Origin of the sequence: Pediococcus acidilactici, assembly GCF_016127815.1 — a bacterium.
In the GTDB taxonomy this organism is placed as follows: Bacteria; Bacillota; Bacilli; order Lactobacillales; family Lactobacillaceae; genus Pediococcus; species Pediococcus acidilactici.
In genome coordinates, this window is record NZ_CP066046.1 from 227,403 (window position 1) to 250,747 (window position 23,345).

29 protein-coding genes and 1 pseudogene are annotated in these 23,345 nt (G+C 42.6%); 27 read left to right on the forward strand and 3 right to left on the reverse strand.

What is annotated here, in order from left to right:
* Positions 1-181 precede the first annotated feature (181 nt).
* Positions 182-3,781: a DNA-directed RNA polymerase subunit beta gene (rpoB, locus tag I6H64_RS01130; RefSeq protein ID WP_002832286.1), complete on the forward strand. Its 3,600-nt coding sequence runs from the start codon at positions 182-184 to the stop codon at positions 3,779-3,781.
* Positions 3,782-3,811: 30 nt separating this feature from the next.
* Positions 3,812-7,453 carry a DNA-directed RNA polymerase subunit beta' gene (gene rpoC, locus I6H64_RS01135; protein WP_056985084.1) on the forward strand — a complete coding sequence of 1,214 codons (3,642 nt, stop codon included), beginning with the start codon at positions 3,812-3,814 and terminating at the stop codon, positions 7,451-7,453.
* Positions 7,454-7,528: 75 nt separating this feature from the next.
* Here the strand turns inward: rpoC and I6H64_RS01140 are convergent, their stop codons facing one another.
* The 3 genes and pseudogenes from I6H64_RS01140 to I6H64_RS10260 form a co-directional block, all read right to left on the reverse strand.
* Positions 7,529-8,476 carry a nucleoside hydrolase gene (locus I6H64_RS01140; protein ID WP_008842366.1) on the reverse strand — a complete coding sequence of 316 codons (948 nt, stop codon included), beginning with the start codon at positions 8,474-8,476 and terminating at the stop codon, positions 7,529-7,531.
* Positions 8,477-8,504: 28 nt separating this feature from the next.
* Positions 8,505-8,990: a hypothetical protein gene (locus I6H64_RS01145; protein WP_232623527.1), complete on the reverse strand. Its 486-nt coding sequence runs from the start codon at positions 8,988-8,990 to the stop codon at positions 8,505-8,507.
* Positions 8,991-9,005: 15 nt separating this feature from the next.
* Positions 9,006-9,296: pseudogene (locus tag I6H64_RS10260) on the reverse strand (prepilin peptidase); the annotation flags it as partial.
* Between the two features lie 199 nt (positions 9,297-9,495).
* Between I6H64_RS10260 and rpsL the strand changes: the two are divergent.
* The 25 genes from rpsL to secY all read left to right on the forward strand — a co-directional run bounded on the left by rpsL (position 9,496) and on the right by secY (position 23,345).
* Positions 9,496-9,909, forward strand: coding sequence for a 30S ribosomal protein S12 (gene rpsL / locus I6H64_RS01150; protein WP_002832281.1), 414 nt, complete (start codon positions 9,496-9,498; stop codon positions 9,907-9,909).
* 15 nt (positions 9,910-9,924) lie between these two features.
* Entirely contained in the window at positions 9,925-10,395 is a 471-nt protein-coding gene (rpsG, locus tag I6H64_RS01155) for a 30S ribosomal protein S7 (protein WP_002832280.1), read from the forward strand.
* A 118-nt stretch (positions 10,396-10,513) separates the two neighbouring features.
* Entirely contained in the window at positions 10,514-12,607 is a 2,094-nt protein-coding gene (gene fusA / locus I6H64_RS01160; protein WP_008842369.1) for an elongation factor G, read from the forward strand.
* Between the two features lie 283 nt (positions 12,608-12,890).
* Positions 12,891-13,199: a 30S ribosomal protein S10 gene (rpsJ, locus tag I6H64_RS01165; protein ID WP_002832277.1), complete on the forward strand. Its 309-nt coding sequence runs from the start codon at positions 12,891-12,893 to the stop codon at positions 13,197-13,199.
* A 27-nt stretch (positions 13,200-13,226) separates the two neighbouring features.
* On the forward strand, positions 13,227-13,865 hold the full coding sequence (rplC, locus tag I6H64_RS01170; RefSeq protein ID WP_002832275.1) for a 50S ribosomal protein L3: 639 nt from the start codon (positions 13,227-13,229) through the stop codon (positions 13,863-13,865).
* 17 nt (positions 13,866-13,882) lie between these two features.
* Positions 13,883-14,506, forward strand: coding sequence for a 50S ribosomal protein L4 (gene rplD, locus I6H64_RS01175; RefSeq protein WP_002832274.1), 624 nt, complete (start codon positions 13,883-13,885; stop codon positions 14,504-14,506).
* Entirely contained in the window at positions 14,506-14,793 is a 288-nt protein-coding gene (gene rplW / locus I6H64_RS01180) for a 50S ribosomal protein L23 (protein WP_002832273.1), read from the forward strand. The genes rplD and rplW overlap by 1 nt, the downstream gene beginning before the upstream one ends.
* A gap of 19 nt (positions 14,794-14,812) precedes the next feature.
* On the forward strand, positions 14,813-15,661 hold the full coding sequence (gene rplB, locus I6H64_RS01185) for a 50S ribosomal protein L2 (RefSeq protein ID WP_008842370.1): 849 nt from the start codon (positions 14,813-14,815) through the stop codon (positions 15,659-15,661).
* A gap of 26 nt (positions 15,662-15,687) precedes the next feature.
* Positions 15,688-15,969 carry a 30S ribosomal protein S19 gene (gene rpsS / locus I6H64_RS01190; RefSeq protein ID WP_002832271.1) on the forward strand — a complete coding sequence of 94 codons (282 nt, stop codon included), beginning with the start codon at positions 15,688-15,690 and terminating at the stop codon, positions 15,967-15,969.
* Positions 15,970-15,981: 12 nt separating this feature from the next.
* The gene (rplV, locus tag I6H64_RS01195; protein ID WP_002832270.1) at positions 15,982-16,329 is read left to right on the forward strand and encodes a 50S ribosomal protein L22; all 348 of its coding nucleotides are present in this window, start codon (positions 15,982-15,984) and stop codon (positions 16,327-16,329) included.
* A gap of 12 nt (positions 16,330-16,341) precedes the next feature.
* Positions 16,342-17,013, forward strand: a complete 672-nt coding sequence (gene rpsC / locus I6H64_RS01200; protein ID WP_004165509.1) for a 30S ribosomal protein S3 — start codon at positions 16,342-16,344, stop codon at positions 17,011-17,013.
* A 2-nt stretch (positions 17,014-17,015) separates the two neighbouring features.
* The gene (gene rplP / locus I6H64_RS01205; protein ID WP_002832268.1) at positions 17,016-17,450 is read left to right on the forward strand and encodes a 50S ribosomal protein L16; all 435 of its coding nucleotides are present in this window, start codon (positions 17,016-17,018) and stop codon (positions 17,448-17,450) included.
* Positions 17,440-17,634, forward strand: a complete 195-nt coding sequence (rpmC, locus tag I6H64_RS01210; protein WP_002832266.1) for a 50S ribosomal protein L29 — start codon at positions 17,440-17,442, stop codon at positions 17,632-17,634. The genes rplP and rpmC overlap by 11 nt, the downstream gene beginning before the upstream one ends.
* A gap of 26 nt (positions 17,635-17,660) precedes the next feature.
* A complete protein-coding gene (gene rpsQ / locus I6H64_RS01215; RefSeq protein ID WP_002832265.1) occupies positions 17,661-17,927 on the forward strand; it encodes a 30S ribosomal protein S17 in 267 nt (88 codons plus the stop codon).
* Between the two features lie 46 nt (positions 17,928-17,973).
* On the forward strand, positions 17,974-18,342 hold the full coding sequence (rplN, locus tag I6H64_RS01220) for a 50S ribosomal protein L14 (RefSeq protein WP_002832263.1): 369 nt from the start codon (positions 17,974-17,976) through the stop codon (positions 18,340-18,342).
* Between the two features lie 33 nt (positions 18,343-18,375).
* A complete protein-coding gene (gene rplX / locus I6H64_RS01225; protein WP_002832262.1) occupies positions 18,376-18,687 on the forward strand; it encodes a 50S ribosomal protein L24 in 312 nt (103 codons plus the stop codon).
* Between the two features lie 27 nt (positions 18,688-18,714).
* Positions 18,715-19,257, forward strand: coding sequence for a 50S ribosomal protein L5 (gene rplE, locus I6H64_RS01230; protein ID WP_002832261.1), 543 nt, complete (start codon positions 18,715-18,717; stop codon positions 19,255-19,257).
* Between the two features lie 18 nt (positions 19,258-19,275).
* The gene (locus I6H64_RS01235) at positions 19,276-19,461 is read left to right on the forward strand and encodes a type Z 30S ribosomal protein S14 (RefSeq protein WP_002832260.1); all 186 of its coding nucleotides are present in this window, start codon (positions 19,276-19,278) and stop codon (positions 19,459-19,461) included.
* Positions 19,462-19,494: 33 nt separating this feature from the next.
* Complete coding sequence (gene rpsH, locus I6H64_RS01240) at positions 19,495-19,893, forward strand: 30S ribosomal protein S8 (RefSeq protein ID WP_002832258.1); 399 nt, start codon at positions 19,495-19,497, stop codon at positions 19,891-19,893.
* A 26-nt stretch (positions 19,894-19,919) separates the two neighbouring features.
* Entirely contained in the window at positions 19,920-20,456 is a 537-nt protein-coding gene (gene rplF, locus I6H64_RS01245; protein WP_002832257.1) for a 50S ribosomal protein L6, read from the forward strand.
* A gap of 43 nt (positions 20,457-20,499) precedes the next feature.
* Positions 20,500-20,865 carry a 50S ribosomal protein L18 gene (gene rplR / locus I6H64_RS01250; protein WP_004166087.1) on the forward strand — a complete coding sequence of 122 codons (366 nt, stop codon included), beginning with the start codon at positions 20,500-20,502 and terminating at the stop codon, positions 20,863-20,865.
* Between the two features lie 21 nt (positions 20,866-20,886).
* Complete coding sequence (gene rpsE / locus I6H64_RS01255) at positions 20,887-21,390, forward strand: 30S ribosomal protein S5 (protein WP_002832255.1); 504 nt, start codon at positions 20,887-20,889, stop codon at positions 21,388-21,390.
* Positions 21,391-21,403: 13 nt separating this feature from the next.
* The gene (gene rpmD / locus I6H64_RS01260) at positions 21,404-21,586 is read left to right on the forward strand and encodes a 50S ribosomal protein L30 (RefSeq protein ID WP_002832254.1); all 183 of its coding nucleotides are present in this window, start codon (positions 21,404-21,406) and stop codon (positions 21,584-21,586) included.
* Between the two features lie 26 nt (positions 21,587-21,612).
* Positions 21,613-22,047, forward strand: coding sequence for a 50S ribosomal protein L15 (gene rplO / locus I6H64_RS01265; protein WP_002832253.1), 435 nt, complete (start codon positions 21,613-21,615; stop codon positions 22,045-22,047).
* Positions 22,047-23,345 carry a preprotein translocase subunit SecY gene (gene secY, locus I6H64_RS01270; protein ID WP_002832252.1) on the forward strand — a complete coding sequence of 433 codons (1,299 nt, stop codon included), beginning with the start codon at positions 22,047-22,049 and terminating at the stop codon, positions 23,343-23,345. The genes rplO and secY overlap by 1 nt, the downstream gene beginning before the upstream one ends.

Below are 23,345 nucleotides of genomic sequence, written 5' to 3' on the forward strand. Positions count from 1 at the left end.
TAAAGCTGGGTTAAATGAAACAGTGCGATCTATTGTCCGCAGTGTTTTAGAAAAAAAGCAAAAATAGTTTCTTGAATTAGGAACTGTTTTTGGTTTTTTTTTGCTAAAAAACAGGTGCTGGATCAATTTGTAATCAAATTGTAACATTTAACTTGTCTTAGAAATTGGAGAGGTGAATAACTTGGCAGGACATTTAGTTAAGTATGGTAAACATCGTACGCGCCGGAGCTATGCACGAATTAAAGAAGTACTCGATTTACCAAACTTAATCGAGATTCAAACGGATTCGTACCAATGGTTCTTAGACGAAGGTCTTCGGGAAATGTTCAACGACATTATGCCGATTGAAGATTTTGCCGGTAAATTGTCACTTGAGTTCGTTGACTATCAGTTGTTAGAACCAAAGTATACCGTTGATGAAGCTCGTGAACATGAAGCAAACTACTCTGCGCCATTGCACGTTACGTTGCGGTTGACTAACCATGAAACGGGTGAAATCAAGTCTCAAGACGTCTTCTTTGGGGACTTCCCATTAATGACGGAACAAGGAACTTTCATTATTAATGGTGCTGAACGGGTTATTGTTTCACAATTGGTTCGTTCACCAGGGGTTTATTACAACTTAGACGTTGACAAAAATAATCGTAATATTTGGGGCGCAACGGTAATTCCTAACCGGGGTGCTTGGTTAGAATATGAAACTGATGCTAAGGAAGTTTCTTACGTTCGTATCGACCGGACTCGGAAGATTCCAATGACGGAATTAGTTCGGGCACTTGGTTTTGGTTCTGACGAAGAAATCATTGATATCTTTGGTGGGTCAGACAGTTTAGACTTTACCCTTGATAAAGATGTGCATAAAAATCCGGAAGATTCGCGAGTTGCGGAATCCTTAAAAGACATTTATGAACGTCTTCGTCCTGGTGAACCTAAAACCGCGGACAGTTCGCGGAGCTTATTGACTGCGCGCTTCTTTGATCCAAAGCGTTACGATATGGCACCAGTTGGTCGTTACAAGGTTAACAAGAAGTTAAGCTTGAAGACCCGCTTGCTAGGTCAAACCCTCGCTGAAACCCTTGCTGACCCAGATACAGGGGAAGTATTGGCTCAAAAGGGTGACGTTGTTGACAAAGACGTAATGAAGAAGTTGGCACCTTACCTTGATCGTCAAGATTTCAAGATGGTTACTTACCAACCTTCTGATGAAGCGGTAGTTCCAGAACCAATGACGATTCAAGTAATTAAGATTCAAGACCCTAACGATCCTGAACGTGAATTAAAGATGATCGGTAATGGGAACATTGATTTGAAGCTCAAGCACATTACTCCTGCCGATATTATTGCTTCAATTAACTACTTCTTCCTATTACAACAAGGAATTGGTAGCACTGATGATATTGATCACTTGGGTAACCGTCGGATTCGTTCAGTTGGTGAATTGTTACAAAACCAATTCCGAATTGGTTTAGCTCGGATGGAACGGGTTGTTCGGGAACGGATGTCAATCCAAGATGCCGAAACCGTTACGCCACAACAATTAATTAATATTCGTCCAGTAGTGGCAGCAACTAAAGAATTCTTTGGTTCTTCACAATTGTCACAGTTCATGGATCAAACCAACCCGCTTGGCGAATTGTCGCATAAGCGTCGTCTTTCAGCTCTTGGACCAGGTGGTTTAACTCGTGACCGTGCTGGATACGAAGTCCGGGACGTTCACTATACTCACTATGGTCGGATGTGCCCAATTGAAACTCCCGAAGGTCCTAATATCGGATTGATCAATAACTTGGCTTCTTACGGAAAGATTAACCGTTACGGCTTTATTGAAACACCATACCGCCGGGTTTCTTGGAAAGATCACAAGGTAACCGACCGGATCGATTACTTGACTGCTGACGAAGAAGACCAATTCGTTATCGCCCAAGCGAACTCGCCGTTAAATGACGATGGTTCCTTCGTGGATGACGTAGTTATGGCTCGTCATGAAAGTGACAACATTGAAACCAGCATTGAAAACGTCGACTACATGGACGTTTCACCTAAGCAAGTAGTTGCGGTTGCGACGGCATGTATTCCTTTCTTGGAAAACGATGACTCTAACCGTGCTTTGATGGGTGCGAACATGCAGCGTCAGGCGGTTCCTTTGCTTGACCCTCACGCACCATTGATTGGTACTGGTATTGAATATAAAGCTGCACACGACTCAGGAGTTGCTTTGTTATGTCAACATCCTGGGGTTGTTGAATACGTTGATGCTCGTGAAATTCGGGTTCGTCGTGATGACGGTGCACTAGACACTTACAAATTGATGAAGTTCCGTCGTTCTAACGGCGGTAAGAACTACAACCAACGTCCAATTGTTCGGGTTAACGACAAGGTTGACGCCGACGATGTATTGGCTGATGGTCCATCAATGGAATTAGGTGAATTAGCGCTCGGTCAAAACCCATTGATTGCCTTCATGACGTGGCAAGGTTATAACTTCGAAGATGCGATTGCGATTAACGAACGCTTGGTTCGTGACGACGTTTATACTTCTATTCATATTGAAGAATATGAATCAGAAGCGCGTGACACGAAGTTAGGACCGGAAGAAATGACCCGTGAAATTCCAAACGTTGGTGAAGATGCATTGCGTAACCTTGACCAAGACGGAATTGTGCGGATTGGTGCTGAAGTCCAAGATGGCGACATTTTAGTTGGTAAAGTTACTCCTAAAGGGGTGACAGAACTTTCCGCTGAAGAACGGTTGTTACACGCTATCTTTGGTGAAAAGGCTCGTGAAGTTCGCGATACATCACTCCGTGTGCCACATGGTGGCGGCGGTATCGTCCAAGACGTGAAGATCTTCACTCGGGAAAATGGTGATGAACTTTCTCCTGGCGTTAACATGATGGTTCGAGTTTACATTGCTCAAAAACGTAAGCTTCAAGTTGGGGATAAGATGGCCGGCCGTCATGGTAACAAGGGTACCGTTTCGGTAGTTATTCCAGAAGAAGATATGCCATACATGCCAGATGGTACTCCAATCGACATTATGCTTAGTCCAATGGGTGTGCCTTCCCGTATGAATATCGGACAAGTTTTGGAATTGCATTTGGGAATGGCAGCTCGGAACCTAGGAATTCACATGACTACACCTGTTTTTGATGGTGCTCGTGACGAAGACATTTGGGAAGCCGTTGCCGAAGCTGGTATGGACTCCGATGCGAAGTCTGTATTGTACGATGGCCGAACAGGTGAACCGTTTGAACAACGGGTTGCGGTTGGTGTCATGCACTACATGAAGCTCGCCCACATGGTTGACGATAAGATTCATGCTCGTTCTATTGGACCTTACTCATTAGTTACGCAACAACCACTTGGTGGTAAAGCACAATTTGGTGGACAGCGTTTTGGTGAAATGGAAGTTTGGGCCCTTGAAGCTTATGGTGCAGCTTACACATTGCAAGAAATCTTAACTTACAAGTCTGATGATATTGTGGGACGGGTTAAGACTTATGAAGCAATCGTGAAGGGTGAATCAATTCCTCGTCCTGGCGTACCGGAATCATTCCGCGTGTTGGTTAAGGAATTGCAAGCTTTAGGACTAGACATGAAGGTTCTTGGAGAAGATAAGCAAGAGGTTGAACTTCGTGATATGGACGAAGATGATGATGAAGTTGTCAACGTTGATGCTCTAAGCAAGTATGCCGAAAAGCAAAAGGCGGCTAATGCTAACGAAGCTGACTCGTCAACAACGGAATCTACTCCTGTGGAAACTGAAAACAACCAAAATTAATTTTTATAAAAGAAAGAGGAGGTCAGTCCGTTGATCGATGTTAATAAATTCGAAAGTATGCAAATCGGTTTAGCTTCGCCTGATAAGATCCGGATGTGGTCGTATGGGGAAGTTAAGAAACCAGAAACCATCAACTATCGAACTTTAAAACCAGAAAAAGATGGGTTATTCGACGAACGCATTTTTGGACCGACTAAGGATTACGAATGTGCTTGTGGAAAGTACAAACGGATTCGTTATAAGGGAATTGTTTGTGATCGTTGTGGTGTTGAAGTTACTAAGTCAAAAGTTCGTCGCGAACGGATGGGACATATTGAACTTGCAGCCCCAGTAACTCACATCTGGTACTTTAAAGGTATTCCAAGTCGGATGGGCTTAGTGCTTGACATGAGCCCTCGTTCATTGGAAGAAATTATTTACTTTGCTTCTTACGTAGTTGTTGATCCTGGTGATACTCCACTTGAAAAGAAGCAATTGTTAACTGAACGTGAATACCGGGCTAAGTTAGACGAATACGGAAATCGTTTCGTAGCTAAGATTGGTGGGGAAGCTATCCAAGCCTTGCTACAAAGCGTGGACCTAGAAAAAGAAGCTAACTTACTAAAAGAAGAATTGAAGGAAGCCTCTGGCCAAAAACGGACGCGTGCCGTACGTCGTTTGGACATTATTGAAGCCTTCATCAAGTCTGGTAACCATCCGGATTGGATGGTAATGGATGCTATCCCAGTTATTCCGCCAGATCTTCGTCCAATGGTTCAATTGGATGGTGGCCGTTTTGCTACTTCCGACTTGAACGATTTGTATCGGCGGGTAATTAACCGGAATAACCGGTTGAAACGCTTATTAGACTTGAACGCACCGGGAATTATCGTGCAAAACGAAAAACGGATGCTCCAAGAAGCGGTAGATGCGTTGATCGATAATGGTCGGCGTGGTCGTCCGGTTGCTGGTCCTGGTAACCGTCCGTTGAAGTCACTCTCTCACATGCTGAAAGGTAAGCAAGGACGTTTTCGTCAAAACTTACTTGGTAAGCGGGTTGACTACTCCGGACGTTCGGTTATTGATGTTGGTCCATCATTAAAGATGAACCAAATGGGTCTCCCAGTTCCAATGGCAATGGAATTATTCAAGCCATTCATTATGAAGGAATTGGTTAGCCGGAACTTAGCTTCTAACATTAAGAACGCTAAGCGGAAAATCGATCGTAAAGACGAAGAAGTTTATGACGTTTTAGAAGATGTTATTAAGGAACATCCCGTGCTATTGAACCGGGCCCCTACTTTGCATCGACTTGGTATTCAAGCCTTTGAACCAGTCCTTGTTAGTGGTAAGGCAATGCGGCTTCACCCATTAGCTTGTGAAGCTTATAACGCCGACTTTGATGGGGACCAAATGGCGATCCACGTTCCGCTATCTAACGAAGCTCAAGCAGAAGCACGGCTCTTAATGCTTGCTGCTCATCACATTTTGGCACCTAAGGATGGTAAGCCAGTGGTTACGCCTTCTCAAGATATGGTTATCGGTAACTACTGGTTAACCATGGAACGTGCTGAAAGCGTTGGGGAAGGAATGATCTTTAACGACCTCGACGAAGTTAAACTTGCTTTGCAAAATGGTTACGTATCAATTCACACCCGAATTGGGGTGCGGGCAAGTTCAATGCCTGAAAAGCCATTTACCGATCAACAACGGCAACAAATTTTGATCACCACGGCTGGTAAGATGTTGTTCAACGACATTTTGCCAAAGGATTTTGTTTATCTAAACGCGCCAACTAACGAAAACTTAGTTAACGGTACGCCGGATGAATACTTCCTTGAAGCTGGTGAAGATATTCATGAACAATTGAACCAACGTCCGCTACTTTCACCATTCAAGTCTGGGTTCTTGAGTGATGTAATTGCGGAAGTTTACAAGCAATACAAAGTTACCGAAACTTCCTTGCTCCTTGACCGGATGAAGGACCTTGGTTTCTACCGTTCCACACTTTCTGGATTAACCGTGGGGATTGCGGATATTACCAACTTGCCGGACAAGCCTACGATTATTGCTGCAGCGCATAAGAAGGTCGCAACGGTTACTAAACAATTCCGTCGTGGTTTGATTACGGATGACGAACGTTATGAACGGGTTATTGGAATTTGGAACGATGCTAAGGATGAAATTCAACAACGGTTGATGGATACCTTCGATCCACAAAATCCAATTTTCATGATGTCGGATTCTGGTGCTCGTGGTAACATCTCTAACTTTACGCAGCTTGCCGGAATGCGTGGTTTGATGGCTGCGCCTAACGGTAAGATCATGGAATTGCCAATCTTGTCAAACTTCCGTGAAGGACTTAGTGTTTTGGAAATGTTTATTTCTACTCACGGTGCTCGTAAAGGAATGACTGATACGGCCTTGAAGACCGCTAACTCAGGTTACTTGACTCGTCGTTTGGTTGACGTTGCCCAAGACGTTATCGTTCGTGAAAAGGATTGTGGTACTGACCGCGGTCTATTGATCACTGCGATTGCAGAAGGTAACGAAATGATTGAACCACTTTACGACCGGATCCTTGGTCGTTACACCATGAAGTCAGTTATCAATCCAGAAACTGGCAAGGTGATCGTGGGTCAAAACGAAATGATCGACGAACGTAGTGCACAAGAAATCATTGATGCTGGTATCCAAGAAGTAACTATCCGTTCCGCATTTACATGTAACACGGCTCACGGGGTTTGTGAAAAGTGTTACGGCCGGAACATGGCTACTGGGGACCGGGTTGAAGTTGGTGAAGCAGTTGGTACAGTTGCTGCTCAATCAATCGGTGAACCAGGTACTCAGCTTACCATGCGTAACTTCCATACTGGTGGGGTTGCTGGTAACGCCGATATTACCCAAGGTCTTCCACGTATCCAAGAAATTGTGGAAGCTCGTAATCCTAAGGGACCTGCTGAAATTTCCGAAGTTACTGGGGTGGTTGAATCCATTGAAGAAGATCCTGCCGAAGGTACTAAGGAAGTTACCGTTAAGGGTGAAACAGATACCCGGACGTATAGCTTACCAATCACTGCCCGCATGAAGGTAGCTGAAGGTGACTACATCCACCGTGGTGCACCACTTAACGAAGGTTCTATCGATCCGAAGAAGCTTATCAAGGTTCGTGACGTACTTTCTACTGAAAACTACTTGCTCAGTGAAATCCAAAAGGTTTACCGTATGCAAGGTATTGAAATCAGTGACAAGCACGTTGAAATCATGATTCGTCAAATGCTTCGGAAAGTACGGGTTATGGATCCAGGTGACACAGATATTCTTCCAGGAACGTTGATGGACATCGACGACTTCAAGAAGGATAACTACAAGACCTTGATCGCTGGTGGAATCCCGGCAACATCTCGTCCAGTAATTCTTGGTATTACTAAGGCTGCTTTGGAAACTAATAGTTTCTTATCCGCAGCTTCCTTCCAAGAAACTACCCGAGTATTGACGGACGCAGCTATTCGCGGTAAGAACGATCCGTTGGTTGGTTTGAAGGAAAATGTTATTATCGGTAAGATTATTCCTGCCGGTACTGGAATGACAGACTACCGTCAAATTAAACCAGAAGTGGTTGGCGGCAATACTGAACAACCACAAACGTTAAGCGACGTTGAAAAAGAAATGAACGAAACAATTGAAAATTAATTGTGAATTTTAAAAGGGTGTTCCAAGTTATTTTGACTTGGAACACCCTTTTTTGTTAGGAAATGGAATTTAGTTTTAGAAGTTGCTGCGCAGACTTTGGGCGAGCTGGTCGAAGCGGTCGTAAAAGGCGTCTGCATTAACTTGGGTAACAAAGGTGACGGGACGACCCGTCGGATCCGGATACGTTTTTCCGGCTGAAATCCCCTTAGAAATCACTTTTACATTAAGCGGCTTGCTAGAAACTAGTTCAGGATACTTGCTAATTAAGGTGGTGAGCACGTCCCAAAGGTAGTAAGTTGAATTAGCTTCGAAAGAGTGCACTAATGAGTAACCCTGACCAATCAAGTCGAGAGCGGGGTACTGCCGTTGTTTTGCCCAACGTTGACGTAGCGCAGTGGTGAGGGGGACTTGATTAGTACTGTCTAGGCTGACGATAGTAATCGGTAAATCGCTATCGAATACAGTTTGCACTGCCTCGGGGTCCCAAAAAGCGTTCCATTCAGCAGTGCCGTCGTGTGCAGGTTCGGCTACGTTTCCGATCCCGTTCATTGAACCTCCCATCCAGAATAGCCGATCAATTTTGGCGGTGATGGTGGGATCAACTGCTAAAGCACGTGCTAAATCAGTCAATGGACCAGTCATTACGAGGGTGACTGGCACAGATGATTGCTGAAGTTTTTGGACCATGTCGAGGTGCGCCGGCTGTTTAGCTAACCGAGTTTGGGGATTACCCTCATTGAGGTGTTCATTTAAAATCGGGAAATCATCGAACGAAAATGCACTTAGCCGCCATTCCTTAGGAAATTGGTTGACCGGCCGGGAGTCGGATTGGGCCACTTCGAGTTGGCTAGGCGAACCGAATAGATCGATAATTTTGCGCGATGCCGAAACGGCGGGTTCGACGTAAGAGTCGGCGCCCACGGCACTAACCCCGACAATTTCCGTATCTGGAAAAGCGAGTAATAAAATCAACGAAACTAAATCATCAACGTTGCCGTCGTGATTGAAATAAATTTTTTGCATGATGGTAACCCCCTAAATTTGATTATGGTTATCTTAGCATAATTAGTTGTGGAGCTGAATGGTTAATATAGGTAAGGACTAACCAATTGGCGGCAAAAAGGCAGGGGACGAAGGCAACCATTCGTTGTTTGCTAACCATTATGCGCACTAACGCAATTAGGCAGGCTAAGCAAATAATTTCTGAAGTTACGGACGTCCCGAATAGGAGGGCGAGAAAAACCATTACTTCAAGGTCGCCTTGACCCATTTTTTGAAAAAAACGCTGGTTTTCAAAATTATTTAATAGTAAAACGGTTAATACCACGAGTGCTGCAAATTTCACACCGCTAAAGGATTGGTAAGTTTCAAATAGCGCGGGAAATAGCAAAATTTGGGAGTGGATTTGTCTAGTGGCGTAATCTTCTACACTAAGAAAACTTAGAATCAACAGAGTTAGAAGTGTAAAGGGTTCGCCAGTAGTTAGTTGTATGGTTAACCAAAAGCTGATCCCGCTAATGACTTCGAGACCCAGCATTTTGAGGGGAATCTGGTTTCCGCAAAAAAGACAGCGCCCCTTGCTAAAGCAGTAGCTAAAAATAGGGAATAAACAAAAGTAGGGTAGGGAAGTTAAACAATAATCACAATGGGAAGCAGGAAAAGTAATGGAGCCTCCGGTTAAGCGACGTTGATAAGTAGCCATTAAAAAAGATCCCCACGAACAACCAAAGTAAAAAATTAAAAAATGATAGAATAGTAACATTGCATTTGCCTCCTCAGTAACCGTAACTAAATATAAAACTACGAAACTAACGGAGCGTTTTTTTAATTGATTAACTTGCATTCAATAAAATTGCGTGATATTCTATTTAAGGTGCTTTTTGTGGACAGGTTCTCTGCGCAAATGCAGACATGCTGACTGGAAACGTTAGCCCTGGTACCCGTCCTGGCCATCTTTTTTTATAGCAAAAAAAGAACCGCCTGGATATGTGTACTTAAAAATACTTAAATTATTTTTCAATTATTTGGAAGGAGAAACATCGATGCCTACAATTAACCAATTGGTTCGTAAGGGTCGTCGTTCTCAAAGCTCGAAGTCAAAGGCTCCAGCTTTGAACTACGGCTACAACAGCATGAAGAAGTCTCAAGTTAATAATCCAGCTCCTCAAAAACGCGGAGTTGCAACACGTGTCGGTACTATGACACCTAAGAAGCCTAACTCAGCTTTGCGTAAGTATGCTCGTGTTCGTTTATCTAACTTGATCGAAGTTACAGCATACATTCCTGGTATTGGTCACAACCTTCAAGAACATAGTGTTGTCTTGATCCGTGGTGGACGTGTAAAGGATTTACCTGGTGTTCGTTACCATGTTATCCGTGGTGCACTTGATACAGCAGGGGTTACTGATCGTAAACAAAGCCGTTCTAAATACGGTACAAAGAAGCCTAAGAAGTAAGGAGGTCGTGTATAAATGCCAAGAAAAGGTCCAGCACCAAAACGCGAAGTATTACCAGATCCAATTTATAACTCAAAGCTTGTTACACGCTTAATCAACCGTTTAATGTTAGATGGTAAGCGTGGAAAAGCTTCAAAGATTCTATACAAAGCTTTCGATATTATCGAAAAGGAAACGGGTTCTCAACCAACTGAAGTATTCGAAGAAGCAATGAACAACATCATGCCTGTCCTTGAAGTTAAGGCTCGTCGTGTTGGTGGTTCTAACTACCAAGTTCCGATCGAAGTACGTCCAGACCGTCGTACAACCCTTGGTTTACGTTGGTTAGTTAACTACGCTCGTCTCCGTGGTGAACACACAATGTCAGAACGTCTTGCACGTGAAATCATGGATGCTGCTAACAACACTGGTGCATCTGTTAAGAAACGTGAAGATACACATAAGATGGCTGAAGCTAACCGTGCCTTTGCACATTATCGTTGGTAAAATTCAGTCGTTGCAATTACTTGTTGCAACCATTGATGACTATTATATGGATGCATATAGTAGTCATTTTTTCTAACAGGCTATTAATTGATTTCATTGGAAGGAGAAACTTTAAATAATGGCTAACAAACGTGAGTTTCCTTTAGAAAAGACTCGTAACATCGGTATCATGGCTCACATTGATGCTGGTAAGACTACCACAACCGAACGAATCTTGTACTATACAGGTAAAATCCACAAAATCGGTGAAACCCATGATGGTGCTTCACAAATGGACTGGATGGAACAAGAACAAGAACGTGGGATCACAATCACATCCGCTGCTACAACTGCAGCATGGAAAGACCACCGGATTAACATCATTGATACCCCAGGACACGTGGACTTCACTATCGAAGTTGAACGTTCTCTCCGGGTGCTTGATGGTGCGGTAGCCGTTCTTGATGCACAAGCAGGGGTTGAACCACAAACTGAAACAGTTTGGCGTCAAGCTTCTGATTACAACGTTCCCCGGATCGTTTTTGCTAACAAGATGGATAAGATCGGTGCTAACTTCGACTTCTCCGTACAATCATTACGTGACCGTCTTCAAGCTAATGCTTTACCAATTCAAATGCCAATCGGTGCCGAAGATGACTTTGAAGGGGTTATTGACTTAGTTGAAATGAAGGCCGACTTGTATGATGAAGACGAATTAGGTACTGAATGGGATACCGTTGAAATTCCTGACCAATACAAGGAAGAAGCTGAAAAACGTCGTGGCGAAATGCTTGAAATTTTAGCTGACGTTGACGAAAACATCATGGAAAAATACCTTGGCGGTGAAGAAATTTCTACTGATGAAATCAAAGCTGCTATCCGTAAGGGTACTTTGTCACTTGAATTGTTCCCAGTACTTGCTGGTTCAGCATTCAAGAACAAGGGTGTTCAAATGATGTTAGACGCTGTTGTGGATTACTTACCATCTCCATTGGATGTTAAGCCATACGGTGCTACAGATCCTGATACTGGTGAAGAAGTTCAATTGATTGCCGGCGACGACAAGCCATTTGCTGCTTTGGCATTTAAGGTTGCTACTGACCCATTTGTTGGTCGTTTGACATTTATCCGTGTTTACCAAGGTACTTTGGAATCTGGTTCATACGTATTAAATGCTACAAAGAACAAGCGTGAACGGGTTGGTCGTTTGCTACAAATGCACTCTAACCAACGTCAAGAAATCCCAGAAGTATTCTCTGGTGATATCGCTGCCGCAATCGGTTTGAAGAATACTACTACTGGTGATTCTTTAACTGATCCAGATCATCCATTACACTTGGAATCAATGCAATTCCCAGAACCAGTTATCGAAGTTGCCGTTGAACCAAAATCAAAGGCTGACCAAGATAAGATGGACGTTGCTTTACAAAAACTTGCTGAAGAAGATCCTTCATTCCGTGCTGAAACTAACCCAGAAACTGGGGAAACAGTTATCGCCGGAATGGGTGAACTTCACTTGGATATCATCGTTGACCGGATGAAGCGTGAATTTAACGTTGAAGCTAAGATTGGTGCTCCACAAGTTTCTTACCGTGAAGCATTTACAAAACAAACTTCTGCTCAAGGTAAGTTTGTTCGTCAATCTGGTGGTAAAGGTCAATATGGTGATGTTTGGATCGAATTCACACCTAACGAAGAAGGTAAAGGATTCGAATTCGAAGACGCTATCGTTGGTGGTGTAGTTCCTCGTGAATACATTCCATCAGTTGAACAAGGTTTGAAGGAAGCTATGAATAACGGTGTTCTTGCTGGTTATCCATTAGTTGACTTGAAGGCTAAGTTATACGATGGTAGTTACCACGAAGTCGATTCTAGTGAAGCTGCCTTCAAGGTTGCTGCTTCAATCGCTTTACGGGAAGCTGCTAAGACGGCTGCACCAGTTATCTTAGAACCAGTTATGAAGGTTGAAATCCGTGTTCCAGAAGAATACATGGGTGATATCATGGGTCAAGTAACTGCTCGTCGTGGTCGTGTTGAAGGTATGGAAGCAATTGCTGGTGCTGAAGAAATCCACGCATTTGTTCCACTTTCAGAAATGTTTGGCTATGCAACTACGCTTCGTTCTGCATCACAAGGTCGTGGTACATTTACAATGACCTTTGATCACTACGAACCAGTTCCAAAGTCAATCCAAGAAGAAATTATCAAGAAAAATGGCGGAAAAGCTGAATAATTTCTAAAATCGAAGTTCTCTTTTTTAACGTTTAAAGCGTTAGGGAAGGGAACTTCTTTTTTTGCAAAAAAATCGCTAAATGCCCTTGCCACGGGGGCATTTTTCATGTATCATAATCAAGTACCGTGTAAAAACGAGGGGGCATGCTGCCCTCCCCACGGTGGTGTATAAGCAGAGCGTTGATGTGAAAGGTTGCGACACACCCGGCCGCTTTGCCACAGGGTGTGGCGGTAATTTTCACGGAGCAAGTCTTATTTCTAAAATAGACGAGGGAGGTAACACAATGGCAAAACAAAAAATTCGTATTCGCCTTAAGGCTTACGAACATCGTATTTTAGATCAATCTGCTGACAAGATTGTTGAAACAGCAAAACGCACTGGTGCAACAATTTCGGGTCCAATCCCATTGCCAACAGAACGCACAGTTTACACTGTTTTGAGTTCTCCACACAAATTCAAGAAGGCTCGTGAACAGTTTGAAATGCGCACACATAAGCGTTTGATTGATATCGTTAACCCTACACCAAAGACAGTTGATTCTTTGATGAAGCTTGACTTGCCAAGCGGTGTAGATATCGAAATCAAATTATAATTTTAAAGCACAAACGGAGGTGTACTAATGACCACAAAAGGAATCTTAGGTAAGAAGGTCGGAATGACACAGGTTTTCACTGAAGCTGGTGAATTAATCCCAGTTACAGTAATCGATACTACTCCTAACGTTGTATTGCAACTTAAGACTGTTGAAAACGACGGTTATGCAGCAGCTCAATTAGGTTTTGACGACAAGCGTCAAGTATTGAGTAACAAACCTGAACAAGGCCACGTAGCAAAAGCAAATACAAATCCTAAGCGCTTCATTCACGAAATCAGAGATGTTGAGCTTGGGGAAGATGTTAAAGTCGGAGACAAGATCGCAGCAGACATCTTTGAAGCAGGTGACTTCGTCGATGTAACTGGTACAACTAAGGGACATGGTTTCCAAGGTGTTATCAAAAAAGACGGTCAACGTCGTGGTCCGATGGCGCACGGTTCTCGTTACCACCGTCGTCCTGGTTCATTGGGAGCAATTATTAACCGCGTGTTCCCAGGTAAGAAGTTACCAGGTCGCATGGGTAACAAGACAGTTACAATTCAAAATCTAGAAATCGTTAAGGCAGATACAGAAAACAACGTACTTTTGGTTAAGGGTAACGTACCTGGCGCTAAGAAGTCATACGTAGTTGTTAAGAGTACTGTAAAAAACACATCTAAATAAGAGAGGAGGACCAATAAATGGCTAACGTATCATTATTCAAACAAGACGGAACTCAAAACGGAACCGTTGAATTAAATGCCGACATCTTCGGTATTGAACCCAACAACGATGTGGTCTTTGAAGCCGTAGTTATGCAACGTGCATCTATGCGCCAAGGAACACACGCAGTAAAGAATCGTAGTGCTGTACGTGGTGGTGGTAAGAAACCATGGCGTCAAAAGGGTACTGGACGTGCTCGTCAAGGTTCAATTCGTTCACCACAATGGCGTGGCGGAGGAATTGTCTTCGGACCTACTCCTCGTTCATACGCATACAGCATTCCAAAGAAAATGCGTCGCTTAGCATTGAAGTCAGTACTTTCACAAAAGGTATTGGATGAAAGCTTGGTTGTTGTTGATGAATTTAAGTTCGAAACTCCAAAGACAAAGGACTTTGCTCAATCATTAAGCAAACTTAATGTTGAAAAGAAAGCTCTATTAGTTCTTGAAGAAGATAACGAAAGTGCTGTATTGGCTGCTCGTAATTTATCTAACGTAAAAATTGTTGAACCAACTGGTATCAACGTTTTAGATATTATGAATAGCGACAAACTTGTCATTACACAAAAGGCTCTTTCTCAAGTAGAGGAGGCTCTAGCATAATGGAATCACGTGATATTATTTTACGCCCAGTTGTTACCGAAGCATCCATGGCGTTGATTGACGACAAGCGTTACACGTTTGACGTAGATCCTCGTGCTACAAAGACTCAAGTTAAGAAAGCTATCGAAGAGATCTTTGATGTTAAGGTAATCAAGGTTAACATTATGAATGTTAAAGGTAAGTTGAAGCGCCAAGGCCGTTACGCTGGTTACACAAAGAAGCGTCGTAAGGCAATCGTTCAACTTTCAGAAGATTCAAAAGAAATCCAATTATTTGGTGAAGAATAAAAAATAGGAGGGAAACAACGTGGGGATTAAGAAATTTAAGCCAACAACGAATGCTCGTCGTGGCATGACACAATTGGACTACGCTGAAATCACAAAGAAGCGTCCAGAAAAGTCATTGTTGGAATCTCAAAGCCATTCAGCTGGTCGTAACAACTACGGTCGGATGACGGTTCGCCATCGTGGTGGTGGTAACAAGCGTCAATACCGGATCATCGACTTTAAGCGGATTAAAGACGATGTGCCAGCAACAGTTAAGGCAATCGAATATGATCCAAACCGTTCAGCTAACATTGCATTGCTTGTTTACGCTGATGGTGTTAAATCATACATCATTGCTCCTAAAGGTTTAAGAGTTGGCGACCAAGTTCAATCTGGACCTGAAGCCGACATTAAAGTAGGTAACGCGCTACCACTTGCAAACATTCCTGTTGGTACAGTTATCCACAATATCGAATTAAAACCAGGTAAGGGTGGACAACTTGTTCGTTCTGCTGGTACATCAGCTCAATTACTTGGTAAAGAAGGCAAGTATGCACTTGTTCGTCTTGCATCTTCAGAAGTTCGCATGATTCTTGCTACAAACCGTGCCACAATTGGTGCTGTAGGTAACGAAGAACACGAATTAATCAACGTTGGTAAAGCTGGTCGTAACCGTTACGCTGGTCAACGTCCACACGTTCGTGGTTCTGTAATGAACCCTAACGATCATCCACATGGTGGTGGTGAAGGTAAGGCACCTATCGGACGTCCATCTCCACTTTCTCCATGGGGTAAGAAAACAATTGGTAAGAAGACTCGTAACAAACATAACAAGTCAAACAAATTTATCGTTCGTGGTCGTAAACGCGGTCGCTTAGGTAATATCTAGAACAGTTTTCGAAGGAGGTCAAATTAATGGGTCGTAGTTTAAAAAAGGGACCATTCGCTGATGAACATCTTTTGAAGAAGATCGATGCACAAAAAGATCAAGAAAAGAAATCAGTTATCAAGACATGGTCACGTCGTTCAACAATTTTTCCAAGTTTCATCGGTTACACAATCGCTGTATACGATGGTAGAAAACATGTTCCAGTTTATATCCAAGATGATATGGTTGGTCATAAGCTTGGCGAATTTGTTCCAACTCGCACATTCCGTGGTCACGGTGGCGACGACAAAAAGACATCTGGAAAGTAAGGAGGATGAATCATGGCTGAACAAGTAACATCTGCACAGGCAACTGCAAAGACTGTTCGGATTGCCGCTCGTAAGGTTCGTCTCGTAGTCGATCTTATCAGAGGTAAAAGTGTCGCTGAAGCTTTTGCAATTCTTAAATTTACACCGCGCAGTGCTTCACCTATCGTAGAAAAGGTATTGAAGTCTGCAGTGGCGAATGCTGAAAATAACTTTGATTTGGATCGTGAAGATTTGGTAATTAGCAAAGTCTTTGTTAACGAAGGACCAACGTTGAAACGTTTCCGTCCACGTGCTAAAGGCTCGGCATCACCAATCAACAAACGGACAAGTCATATTACAGTTGTAGTATCAGAAAAATAGGAGGGATAACGCGTGGGTCAAAAAGTAAATCCTAATGGATTCCGTGTTGGTGTCATTCGTGATTGGCAAGCAAAATGGTATGCTGATAAAGACTTTGCTAAGTTCCTTGGCGAAGACATCAAGATTCGTGAATTTATCGCAAAGCAACTCACTGATGCTTCCGTATCTACTGTTGAAATTGAACGTGCTGCAAATCGTGTTAACATTTCAATTCACACTGCAAAACCAGGTATGGTTATCGGTAAAGGTGGATCAGAAGTTGAAAAGTTGCGTAAACAACTAAATGAATTAACTGGCAAACGTGTTCACATCAACATCGTTGAAATCAAGAAACCTGATCTTGAAGCAAAACTTGTTGGTGAAAACATTGCTGCTCAACTAGAAGGACGGGTTGCATTCCGTCGTGCTATGAAACAAGCTATGCAACGCTCAATGCGTGCCGGCGCTAAAGGTATTAAGACACAAGTTGCAGGTCGTCTAAACGGAGCCGACATGTCACGTGTAGAACACTATTCCGAAGGTAAGGTTCCTCTTCACACATTACGTGCTGATGTGGATTACGCTTGGGTTGAAGCTCGTACTACATACGGTCAACTTGGTGTTAAAACATGGGTTTACCGTGGTGAAATTTTACCTGAAGCAAAGGAAGCTAATAACAACTCTAAAGAACAAGGAGGGAAATAAGCATGTTAGTACCTAAGAGAGTAAAACATCGTCGCGAACATCGTGGACGGATGCGTGGTGCCGCTAAAGGCGGTAAGACAGTTACTTTTGGTGAATTCGGCTTACAAGCATTGACTTCATCATGGATTACTAACCGCCAAATTGAAGCTGCTCGTATCGCAATGACGCGTTACATGAAGCGTGGCGGTAAAGTTTGGATTAAGATTTTCCCTCATAAATCATACACATCTAAAGGTGTGGGTGTTCGTATGGGTAATGGTAAAGGTACTCCAGAAGGCTGGGTTGCACCAGTAAAACGCGAAAAGGTTATGTTTGAAGTTGCAGGTGTTCCTGAAGAAGTTGCCCGCGAAGCTCTTCGCTTGGCAGCTATGAAACTTCCTGTTAAGACAAAGATTATCGCACGCGAGGAAGTAGGTGGCGAATCAGATGAAGGCTAAAGAAATTAATGAATTAACCACTGACGAAATGATCAACAAGGAAAAAGAGTACAAGGACGAGTTATTCAACCTACGTTTCCAATTGGCAACTGGCCAACTTGAAAACACTGCTCGCCTTAAAGCTGTTCGCAAGAACATTGCGCGGATCAAAACTGCTCTACGTCAACAAGAATTAAACAAGTAAAAGAATACGAAGGGAGGACTTAGTCAATGAGTGAAGAACGTAACGCACGAAAGGTTTACCAAGGACGCGTAGTTTCTGACAAGATGGATAAGACTATCACAGTCCAAATCGATACTTACAAGACACATCCAGTTTACGGTAAACGTGTAAAGTACTCAAAGAAATATAAGGCACATGACGAAAATAACGCTGCAAAGAAGGGCGATATCGTAACAATCATGGAAACAAGACCTTTGTCTGCAACAAAGAGATTCCGTTTGCTTGATATCGTTGAAAAAGCAGTTATTATCTAGCTCATGTTTCGTATTCTGATACAAAATTGAAGGGAGGACACTAACTGTGATCCAACAAGAGAGTCGTTTGAAAGTTGCTGACAATTCTGGAGCACGTGAACTGTTGGTTATTAAGGTATTGGGTGGTTCCCGTGTTAAATTTGGTTACATTGGTGACGTTGTGGTTGCTACGGTTAAACAAGCAACACCAGGTGGCGTTGTCAAAAAAGGTGACGTTGTCAAAGCGGTTGTTGTTCGTACAAAACAAGGCGCACATCGTGCTGATGGTTCATACATCAAATTTGACGAAAATGCTGCAGTATTAATTAAAGATGATAAGAGTCCACAAGGAACACGTATCTTTGGCCCAGTTGCACGTGAATTACGTGATAAGGACTACATGAAGATTGTTTCTTTGGCTCCTGAAGTATTGTAATCGACCATCATAACGAAGGAGGTGCGCCATTAAATGTTCGTAAAAGTTGGCGACAAAGTTCGCGTAATCAGCGGAAAAGACAAGGGCAAGGAAGGTACCATCAAACAAACACTTGCTAAAAAGAACCGTGTTGTTGTTGAAGGCATTAACATGATTAAAAAACATCAAAAGCCTAACAATGCAAATCCTCAAGGTGGAATTCTTGATATTGAAGCACCAATCGATGTTTCAAACGTAATGCTTATCGATCCATCAACTAATGAACCAACTCGGGTTGGCTTCAAGGTTGTTGATGGTAAAAAAGTTCGTGTTTCTAAAAAAACTGGCGAAAGTATCGACAAGTAATCTAAACGGAGGGAGGAAAATAAATTCATGGCAAATCGTTTAAAAGAAAAGTTCGTTAACGAAATTACACCTGATCTAGTTAAGAAATTTGACTACACATCAGTTATGCAAGTACCAAAGATTGAAAAAATCGTTTTGAATATGGGTGTTGGTGATGCAGTTGCTAACTCAAAGAACCTTGATGAAGCTGTTGCTGAATTAGCACTTATTTCAGGACAAAAGCCACTTGTTACAAAGGCTAAAAAGTCAATTGCTGGATTCCGTCTTCGTGAAGGTATGTCAATTGGTGCCAAAGTTACACTTCGTGGTGAAAGAATGTATGACTTCTTAGACAAGTTGATCAACGTTTCATTACCTCGAGTTCGTGATTTCCACGGTGTTAGCCGTACTGCCTTTGATGGCCGCGGTAACTACACATTAGGTGTTCGCGAACAATTGATTTTCCCAGAAATCGATTTTGATAATGTTAACCGTGTTCGTGGTTTGGATATCGTAATCGTTACGACAGCAAACACTGACGAAGAATCACGTGAATTATTGGCAGAATTTGGAATGCCATTTGAAAAGTAAGCGAAGGGAGCAAACAAATTGGCTAAAAAATCATTAGTTGTAAAGAGTGAACGTCCTGCTAAGTTCTCAACTCAAGCATATACTCGTTGCGAACGTTGTGGCCGTCCACACTCTGTATACCGTAAATTCCATTTATGCCGTATTTGCCTTCGTGAATTAGCTCATGAAGGACAAATTCCTGGTATGAAGAAAGCTAGTTGGTAAAAAGAAATCAGAGTTAAAGGAGGGTAATACTGAATGTCTATGACAGATCCGATTGCAGACTTTCTTACTCGTATTCGTAATGCGAACATGGTTCGTCACGAATCTTTAGAAGTACCTGCATCAAAAATTAAGAAGGATATTGCTGAAATTCTTAAGAACGAAGGCTTTATCAAAGATGTTGAATATATTGACGATGACAAACAAGGCATCATTCGTGTATTCCTAAAATATGGAAAGAACAACGAACGAGTTATCTCTGGTTTGAAGCGTATTTCAAAACCTGGATTACGTTCATACGTAAAAGCTGATGAAGTTCCGAAGGTGTTGAATGGTTTGGGTATCGCAATCATCTCAACTTCTGAAGGTGTAATCACAGATAAAGAAGCACGCGCTAAGAAAATCGGTGGAGAAGTATTAGCTTACATCTGGTAATTTTTTAGATAAGGAGGTGCCGTTCAATGAGCCGTATCGGTAGAAAACCAGTTGAAGTTCCAGCTGGTGTTGAAATTAAACAAGACGGAAACGTCGTTACTGTTAAAGGACCTAAGGGTGAATTAACACGCACAATGAGTGCGGATATTAAAATGAACGTTGAAGGAAATGTTGTTACATTTGATCGTCCAAGCGATGATAACAAGATGCGCGCATTACATGGTACTACACGCGCTAACTTTAACAACATGGTTGAAGGAGTAACCAACGGTTTCGAAAAGAAACTCGAATTAGTCGGTGTTGGTTACCGTGCTCAACTTAAAGGTAAGAAGCTTGTTTTGAATCTAGGTTACTCAAACCCAGTTGAAATGGAAGCTCCTGAAGACCTTAAGGTAGAAGTACCTGACAACACACACATTAATATCAGTGGAATTAGCAAGCAACGTGTTGGTGATTTTGCCGCTGAAATCCGTGCCGTACGTTCACCAGAACCTTACAAAGGTAAAGGGGTTCGCTACGTTGGTGAATACGTTCGCCGCAAGGAAGGTAAGACAGGTAAGTAATCTAGCAGCTTGATATAGTTAGCTGATAATTTAAAAATATGAGGTGAAAATTTTGATTTCAAAACCAGATAAGAATAAGAAACGTCAACGTCGTCACGCACGTATTCGTTCAAAAATCTCTGGTACTGCAGAGTGCCCACGCTTAAATGTATATCGTTCTAACAAAAACATCTACGCTCAAGTAATTGATGACGTAGCGGGTGTAACGCTAGTTAGTGCCTCAACATTAGATAGCGAAGTTTCAGGTGGCTCAAAGACTGAAGCTGCTGCACAAGTTGGTGCTTTGGTTGCCAAGAGAGCTGTTGAAAAGAAAATCGAAAATGTCGTTTTTGATCGTGGTGGATACCTTTACCATGGTCGTGTGCAAGCTTTAGCTGAAGCTGCTCGCGAAAACGGACTTAAATTTTAAGGATAGGAGGGAAATACGTACATGTCTAAGTTTATCGATCCAGAAAAATTGGAATTGGAAGACCGCGTAGTTGCCATCAACCGGGTTACAAAGGTTGTTAAAGGTGGACGTCGTCTTCGTTTTGCTGCTTTAGTCGTTGTTGGTGACAAGAACGGTCATGTTGGTTTTGGTACTGGTAAAGCTCAAGAAGTTCCAGAAGCAATCCGTAAAGCAGTTGAAACTGCACGTAAGAGTTTGATCGAAGTTCCAATCGTTGGAACAACTCTCCCTCACGAAGCCATCGGTGTTTACGGTGGTGGACGGATTCTGATGAAGCCAGCTGCTGAAGGTTCTGGAGTTACTGCTGGTGGTGCTGTTCGTGCCGTTATGGAATTAGCCGGTGTTGATGATGTTACAAGTAAGCGTTTGGGTTCAAACACTCCAGTTAACGTTATCCGTGCTACTTTTGAAGGCCTTAAGAGCATGCGTAATGCAGAAGAAGTTGCTGCCCTACGTGGGGTTTCAGTCGATCATTTAGCTGAATAAGGAGGATATTCTGATGTCACAATTAAAAGTTACATTAATTAAAAGTGCCGCACATCGCCTCCCTAAACAAAGAAAAATTGTTAAGGAATTAGGTCTTGGCCGGGTTAACAGTTCGGTTGTCCTACCTAACAATGAGGCAACTCGTGGAGCAATTTTCCACATTGCACACTTAATCGAAGTCGAAGAAGTAAAATAATATTGTAAGATTGGAGGTTTCCTTGCATGAAGTTGAATGAATTAAAGCCTAGCGAAGGCTCACGGACTAGCCGCAAGCGGATCGGCCGTGGTGATTCAAGCGGTAACGGTAAGACAGCTGGTCGTGGTCAAAAGGGACAAAAGGCACGTGGAAAAGTTCGTTTAGGTTTTGAAGGTGGCCAAATGCCTCTTTACCGTCGGATTCCAAAACGTGGTTTTACAAACATTAACCGCAAAGAATACGCAATTGTTAATCTTGATGCACTTAACGTATTTGACGAAGGTGCTGAAATTACACCTGAAGCATTGCTTAAGGCTGGTATCATCAAGAAACAACTTAGCGGTGTTAAAATTCTCGGTAATGGTGAAGTTTCAAAGAAATTCACTGTTAAAGCTCAAAAATTCTCTGCGAGTGCTGTAAAGGCAATCGAAGCTGCTGGTGGTAAGACCGAGGTGATTTAATGTTTTCAACCGTCATCAATGCTTTAAAAGTGAAGGATATCCGTCATAAGATATTCTTCACACTTGGTATTTTGATTGTATTTCGGTTAGGATCATACATCACCGTTCCGGGAGTTAATGCGCATGCTTTGCAAAGCATTTCCTCTTCGGGATTAGTTGGAATTCTTAATACCTTTAGTGGTGGCGGATTGACAAACTACTCCATTTTCGCAATGGGAGTTTCTCCATACATTACGGCACAAATTATTGTTCAATTGTTACAAATGGACATTGTTCCAAAATTTGTGGAATGGAGTAAGCAAGGTGAGGTTGGCCGTCGGAAGCTTAATCAAGCAACCCGGTGGTTAACAATCGTCCTTGCTTTTGCGCAATCAATCGGAATCACTGCTGGTTTTAACTACTTGAGTCAAATGAATTTAGTTGAAACACCAAATGTACACACCTTCTTAACCATCGGGTTGATTTTAACAGCGGGAACGATGTTAACAACTTGGTTAGGAGATATGATTACAGAACGGGGTATTGGTCAAGGGGTTTCAATGATCATCTTCGCAGGGATCATTGCCCGGACACCAACTGGAATTCAACAAATTTATACTGAACAGTTTGTTAATACGCCGAAAAGTCAGTGGGGCCAAAGCTTCTTGTATGTTGGATTAATTTTACTTGCTGTTTTAGCCATTGTTATTTTCGTAACTTGGGTACAACAAGCAAGCCGTAAAATTCCAATCCAATATACACGCCGGGCTTCGGGTGCATCTGACAGCAGTTACTTACCATTAAAAGTTAACGTTGCGGGAGTTATTCCGGTAATTTTTGCTAGTTCGTTTATTTCAACTCCCCAGACCATCTTAATGGCGTTTGCTTCATCTCATTCAGAAGATGATTGGTACAATATCTTGACCAACGTGTTTAATATGCAAACGACGGATGGCGCAATCTTATACACCGTGTTAATCGTCTTGTTCACGTTCTTCTACGCATTTGTTCAGGTTAATCCCGAAAAATTAGCGGAGAATTTACAAAAGCAGGGCAGTTACATCCCAGGTGTTTGGCCTGGGAAGAAAACGCAAAGCTACGTTTCGAGTCTTTTGATTCGGTTGAGCGTAGTCGGAGCACTTTTCTTAGGTTTAGTTGCGTTAATTCCGTTACTTGCATCTAACATCTTTGGTTTGGATGAATCAATTGGATTAGGTGGGACAAGCTTACTAATCGTGGTCGGAGTTGCAATTCAGTTGTTTGACCAACTTGAAGGTCTAATGATGAAACGAGAATACATCGGGTTTATTCGTAACTAA

Bases quoted from the DNA above. Each gene is read 5' to 3' on its own strand.
- rplV (WP_002832270.1), top strand. From the start codon at position 15,982: ATGGCTGAACAAGTAACATCTGCACAGGCAACTGCAAAGACTGTTCGG.
- rplF (WP_002832257.1), top strand. From the start codon at position 19,920: ATGAGCCGTATCGGTAGAAAACCAGTTGAAGTTCCAGCTGGTGTTGAA.
- secY (WP_002832252.1), top strand. From the start codon at position 22,047: ATGTTTTCAACCGTCATCAATGCTTTAAAAGTGAAGGATATCCGTCAT.
- rpsS (WP_002832271.1), top strand. From the start codon at position 15,688: ATGGGTCGTAGTTTAAAAAAGGGACCATTCGCTGATGAACATCTTTTG.
- rpsE (WP_002832255.1), top strand. From the start codon at position 20,887: ATGTCTAAGTTTATCGATCCAGAAAAATTGGAATTGGAAGACCGCGTA.
- I6H64_RS01145 (WP_232623527.1), bottom strand. From the start codon at position 8,990: ATGCTGGGTCTCGAAGTCATTAGCGGGATCAGCTTTTGGTTAACCATA.
- rpsQ (WP_002832265.1), top strand. From the start codon at position 17,661: ATGAGTGAAGAACGTAACGCACGAAAGGTTTACCAAGGACGCGTAGTT.
- fusA (WP_008842369.1), top strand. From the start codon at position 10,514: ATGGCTAACAAACGTGAGTTTCCTTTAGAAAAGACTCGTAACATCGGT.
- rplP (WP_002832268.1), top strand. From the start codon at position 17,016: ATGTTAGTACCTAAGAGAGTAAAACATCGTCGCGAACATCGTGGACGG.
- rpsJ (WP_002832277.1), top strand. From the start codon at position 12,891: ATGGCAAAACAAAAAATTCGTATTCGCCTTAAGGCTTACGAACATCGT.
- rpmC (WP_002832266.1), top strand. From the start codon at position 17,440: ATGAAGGCTAAAGAAATTAATGAATTAACCACTGACGAAATGATCAAC.
- rpmD (WP_002832254.1), top strand. From the start codon at position 21,404: ATGTCACAATTAAAAGTTACATTAATTAAAAGTGCCGCACATCGCCTC.
- rplX (WP_002832262.1), top strand. From the start codon at position 18,376: ATGTTCGTAAAAGTTGGCGACAAAGTTCGCGTAATCAGCGGAAAAGAC.
- rplD (WP_002832274.1), top strand. From the start codon at position 13,883: ATGGCTAACGTATCATTATTCAAACAAGACGGAACTCAAAACGGAACC.
- rpsL (WP_002832281.1), top strand. From the start codon at position 9,496: ATGCCTACAATTAACCAATTGGTTCGTAAGGGTCGTCGTTCTCAAAGC.
- rpsH (WP_002832258.1), top strand. From the start codon at position 19,495: ATGTCTATGACAGATCCGATTGCAGACTTTCTTACTCGTATTCGTAAT.
- I6H64_RS01140 (WP_008842366.1), bottom strand. From the start codon at position 8,476: ATGCAAAAAATTTATTTCAATCACGACGGCAACGTTGATGATTTAGTT.
- rpsG (WP_002832280.1), top strand. From the start codon at position 9,925: ATGCCAAGAAAAGGTCCAGCACCAAAACGCGAAGTATTACCAGATCCA.
- rplE (WP_002832261.1), top strand. From the start codon at position 18,715: ATGGCAAATCGTTTAAAAGAAAAGTTCGTTAACGAAATTACACCTGAT.
- rplC (WP_002832275.1), top strand. From the start codon at position 13,227: ATGACCACAAAAGGAATCTTAGGTAAGAAGGTCGGAATGACACAGGTT.
- rplO (WP_002832253.1), top strand. From the start codon at position 21,613: ATGAAGTTGAATGAATTAAAGCCTAGCGAAGGCTCACGGACTAGCCGC.
- rplW (WP_002832273.1), top strand. From the start codon at position 14,506: ATGGAATCACGTGATATTATTTTACGCCCAGTTGTTACCGAAGCATCC.